Annotated in this window: 6 protein-coding genes and 1 pseudogene; 5 read left to right on the top strand and 2 right to left on the bottom strand. The window is 68.2% G+C overall.

Features of this window, described 5'->3' with window-relative positions:
* The first annotated feature begins 33 nt into the window (after positions 1-33).
* Positions 34-1,074: an ABC transporter ATP-binding protein gene (locus HZB86_11200; protein MBI5906088.1), complete on the top strand. Its 1,041-nt coding sequence runs from the start codon at positions 34-36 to the stop codon at positions 1,072-1,074.
* Positions 1,071-2,060 (top strand): ATP-binding cassette domain-containing protein, encoded by a 990-nt coding sequence (locus HZB86_11195; protein ID MBI5906087.1) that lies wholly within the window; start codon positions 1,071-1,073, stop codon positions 2,058-2,060. The genes HZB86_11200 and HZB86_11195 overlap by 4 nt, the downstream gene beginning before the upstream one ends.
* 74 nt (positions 2,061-2,134) lie before the next feature.
* Here the strand turns inward: HZB86_11195 and HZB86_11190 are convergent, their stop codons facing one another.
* Positions 2,135-2,494 carry a zinc ribbon domain-containing protein gene (locus HZB86_11190; GenBank protein ID MBI5906086.1) on the bottom strand — a complete coding sequence of 120 codons (360 nt, stop codon included), beginning with the start codon at positions 2,492-2,494 and terminating at the stop codon, positions 2,135-2,137.
* Between the two features lie 116 nt (positions 2,495-2,610).
* Here HZB86_11190 and HZB86_11185 point away from each other — a divergent pair, with 116 nt between their 5' ends.
* The 3 genes from HZB86_11185 (at position 2,611) to HZB86_11175 (ending at position 3,477) form a co-directional block, all read left to right on the top strand.
* A complete protein-coding gene (locus HZB86_11185; protein MBI5906085.1) occupies positions 2,611-2,886 on the top strand; it encodes a hypothetical protein in 276 nt (91 codons plus the stop codon).
* A gap of 3 nt (positions 2,887-2,889) precedes the next feature.
* Positions 2,890-3,057 (top strand): hypothetical protein, encoded by a 168-nt coding sequence (locus HZB86_11180; GenBank protein ID MBI5906084.1) that lies wholly within the window; start codon positions 2,890-2,892, stop codon positions 3,055-3,057.
* Positions 3,058-3,147: 90 nt separating this feature from the next.
* The gene (locus HZB86_11175) at positions 3,148-3,477 is read left to right on the top strand and encodes a hypothetical protein (GenBank protein MBI5906083.1); all 330 of its coding nucleotides are present in this window, start codon (positions 3,148-3,150) and stop codon (positions 3,475-3,477) included.
* On the opposite strand, the pseudogene HZB86_11170 reads toward HZB86_11175, so the two are convergent.
* Positions 3,471-3,869: pseudogene (locus HZB86_11170) on the bottom strand (hypothetical protein). The gene HZB86_11175 and the pseudogene HZB86_11170 overlap by 7 nt on opposite strands.
* Positions 3,870-4,109 lie beyond the last annotated feature (240 nt).

Raw genomic sequence — 4,109 nt, 5'->3', positions numbered from 1 at the left:
CCGCGACGCCGTCGACCCGCGGTTGAAAGGGAGATGATGTCGAATACCCTGCTCGACGTGCGCGACCTTCGCCTCTCCTTCGCCACGGAGAAGGGGGCGGTGCGCGCGCTCTTCGGCGTTTCGTTCCCGGTCGCGGCGGGGGAGACGGTCGGGCTGGTCGGGGAGTCCGGGTGCGGGAAGACCATCACCGCGCTGTCGATCCTCCGCCTGCTGCAATCCCCCCCGGCGATCGTCGAGGGGGGGGAGATCCTCCTGCGGGGGGAGAACCTCCTCTCCGTGCCGGAAAAGCGGATGTGCGGGGTGCGGGGGAAGGAGATCTCGATGATCTTCCAGGAGCCGATGTCGTCCCTGAACCCGGTGCTGACGGTCGGGGCCCAGGTGGCGGAGGTGTTCACGGCCCATCGGGTGTGCGGGAAGCGGGAGGCCGCGGACCGGGCGGTGGAGTGGCTCCGGAAGGTCCACGTGCCCGATCCGGAACGCCGCGCGCGCGACTATCCCCACCAGATGAGCGGAGGGATGCGGCAGCGGGCGATGATCGCCATGGCGCTGGCCCTCTCCCCGTCGCTTCTGATCGCGGACGAGCCCACGACGGCGCTCGACGTGACGATCCAGGCGCAGATCCTGGACCTGCTCCGGGAGTTGCGGGAGCGGGAGGGGATGGCGGTCCTCCTGATCACCCACGACCTCGGGGTGGTGAACGAATTCGCGGACCGCACCGCGATCATGTACCTCGGAAGGATCGTGGAGATGGCCCCGACGCGGGAGCTGTTCTCCGATCCGATCCACCCTTACACGACCGGGCTGCTCGCCTCCCTCCCCGGGAAGCGGACGGGGGAGGGGCGGCTCCCGTCGATCCCCGGCGCGGTCCCGGACCTGTCCGCGGCGCCTCCGGGGTGCCCGTTCGCCGACCGGTGCCCGTACCGGCAGGCGGCCCTGGCGAAATTCCGCTCCGGGGAGGGAGGGGACGCCCTCTCCGTGTGCGACCGCGAGGACCCGCCGCCGTTCGAATATTCGCCGGGCCATTTCGCGGCGTGCCATCACCAGCGCGCCGCGCGGGGAGGAGCAAGACGATGAGCGGCGGCCTCTACCGCCCGGACGCGGACGGAGCGCTCCTGTCCCTTCGGAACGTCTACAAGACGTTCGCCGTCCGGAAGTCGTTCTTCTCTTCGGAGGAGGTCCGCGTCCACGCCGTGGACGGCGTATCGCTCTCGTTGCCGGCGGGGAGGACGCTCGGCCTCGTGGGCGAGTCGGGGTGCGGCAAGACCACGCTGGGACGCCTCGCGATCCGGCTTCTCGACCCGGACGCGGGAGAGATCCGGTTCGACGGAGTGGACATCACCCGCCTCTCCGGCGAGGAGCTGCGGACCACCCGCCGGGGAATGCAGATCGTCTTCCAGGATCCGTACTCCTCGCTGAATCCCCGGATGAAGGTCCGGGACATCGTGGGGGAGGGGTGGCTCGTCCACGGCGTCGCGAAAGGGGCGGATCTCCGGGAGCGCGCCTCCCGGCTGCTGGTGCGGGTCGGGTTGACCGCGGAGGCGGGAGAGAAGTACCCGCACGAATTCTCGGGAGGGCAGCGCCAGCGGATCGGCATCGCGCGGGCGATCGCGCTGTCCCCCAAGCTCGTGGTGGCCGACGAGCCGGTGTCCGCCCTCGACGTCTCGGTCCAGGCGCAGATCCTGAACCTGATGCAGGACCTTCAGGAAGAGTTCGGGATGGCGTACCTGTTCGTCTCCCACGACCTGCGGGTGATCCGCCACGTGAGCGAGACGGTCGCGGTGATGTACCTGGGGAAGATCATGGAGTTGGGGCCCGCGGCGGAGCTGTTCCGGGAGCCGCTGCACCCGTACACCCGCAGCCTGCTGTCCGCCGTCCCGATGCTGGGCGACGCCGCGCGGGAGCGGATCGTCCTGTCGGGGGAGATCCCCAGCCCCGTGGCGCCGCCGCCGGGTTGCCGTTTCCGCACGCGCTGCTTCATGGCGCGCAGGGAGTGCGCGGACGCGTCCCCCCTCCTGCGGGAGGTCGGCCCGGGGAGATTCGCTGCGTGCCATTTCGTCTGAAGTCGGCGCTGGCGGGGACCACTCTTCCCCCGTCCCGATGGTGAACCAAAAACGAAGAGTGTCCCCCTGAGCGGTTACGCGAACGTGCGCCGGGACTCCGGCTTCAGCAGGTTGTGGCGGCAGTAGGGGCAGAACTTCCACTCCTGGGAGAGGGTCTTCCTGCAGCCGGGGCAGGTGGAGACGACGGAGTAGCCGCACGCCGGACACATCACGAACTCGGACTCCAGCGGGGTCGCGCACTGCGGGCAGGCCGACGCGAAGTCCGCGTCGGTCTCGATGACGCGGTACACCTCGTCCACGGTGGTCACGCCAGCGACCACCTTGTCGAGCGCGTTGTGGCCCAGCGTGACCATCCCCCGGGAGATCGCCGCCTGGCGGAGCTCGTTCTCGGTGGCGTTGCCGGCGATCAGGTCCCGGACGGGGCCGGAGAACACCAGGATCTCGAAGATCCCGGTGCGCCCCTTGTACCCGGTGCCGCCGCACGCCGGGCACCCCTCGCCGCGGTAGACGGGAACGCTGGGCTACCCCCAGGTTGCGGAGGCGGGTCACCGTGGCGACGCAGTTGTTCGTGTGGATCGTGGAGAGGACCAGGTGCCCGGTCAAGGCCGCCTGGACCGCGATGGAGGCGGTGTCCAGGTCGCGCATCTCCCCCACCATGATGATGTCGGGGTCCTGCCGCAGGATCGACCGGAGCATCGTCGCGAAGTTGAGGCCGATCTTCTCCTGCACCGCGATCTGGTTGATCCCCGACAGCTCGTACTCGATCGGGTCCTCGATCGTGGTGATGTTCTCCTCGACCGACTTGATCTTGTTCAGGATGCCGTAGAGGGTGGTCGTCTTCCCCGAGCCCGTGGGCCCCGTGATCAGGATGATCCCCTGGGGGCGGGAGATGATGTCCTCCATCTTCGAGAGCTCCGCGGGCGCCAGCCCCATGGCGTCCAGCGTGATGTTGGCGTTGGCGGAGTCGAGGATCCGGATGACCACCTTCTCGCCGTAGTTGGCCGGGATGGTCGAAACCCGGAGGTCGAGGCTGCGTCCGCCGACGCGGACGCCGATCCGGCCGTCCTGCGGAAGCCGCTTCTCGGCGATGTCCATCTTCGCCATGATCTTCACCCGCGAGATGACCGCCCCCTGGACCCACTTCGGCAGGTCCATCGACTTGCGCATGAGGCCGTCCACCCGGTTGCGGATCTGGAGCGCGGTCTTCGTCGGCTCGACGTGGATGTCGGAGGCGCCCTGGTCGACCGCCTCGGCGACGATCAGGTTCACCATCCGGATGACCGGGGCCGCCTCGCTCTTCTTCCGAAGGTCCTCGAGGTCCTTCCCCTCCAGGTCCTGGGCCTCGTGCACCACCTCGACCAGCCGCTCCTCCACGATGTCCTTGACGATGGTGCTGAGCGAGGAGCCGAGATGGTAGTGCTGGCGGACGTCCTCGAACGCCTCGAAGCTCAGCGGGTCCGCCATCGCGATGTGGAGTTCCTTGTGGTCGATGGAGATGGGGACGATCAGGTGCTTGCGGGCGACCTTCTCCCCGATCAGCTCGATCGCCTGGGGCTCGACCGGCGTGTTCTTCATGTCGATCTGGGAGATCCCCAGCTGGAGCGACAGCGCCTGGGCGATCTCGTACTCCGAGGCCAGCCCCAGGGAGACGATCACCTCCCCGAGCTTCCCGTGCTTGGACCGCTGTTCGGACAGCGCCCGGGTGATCATCTCCTCGGTGAGAAGACCCGTCTCGACGAGCAGTTCACCCAGCCGTTTTTTCACTCCCGCCAACCGTTCCTCCAGGGCAATCGATCCGTCCGGCGCCATCAATCATACAATAAAGGGGCGCAACGTATCCGCAACGAATATGTCCGGGGTTTCCCCCCGCACGCCGGAGCCCGGTGAAACCGCCCCGCCCCCCCTGCATCGTACGGTGAGAAGGAGGGGAGAGCGTCCATGACCGACAAGAGGGTGCGGTGTCCCCGCTGCAACGGCGCGATGGTGTTCGAACGGTTCCAGGACATGCTGGATCTGTTCTACGCGTGGAGGTGTCTGAACTGCGGGGAG

It is taken from the genome of Deltaproteobacteria bacterium, from assembly GCA_016234845.1.
Lineage (GTDB): Bacteria > Desulfobacterota > Deferrimicrobia > Deferrimicrobiales > Deferrimicrobiaceae > JACRNP01.
This window is presented reverse-complemented; position numbering and strand designations above follow the sequence as displayed.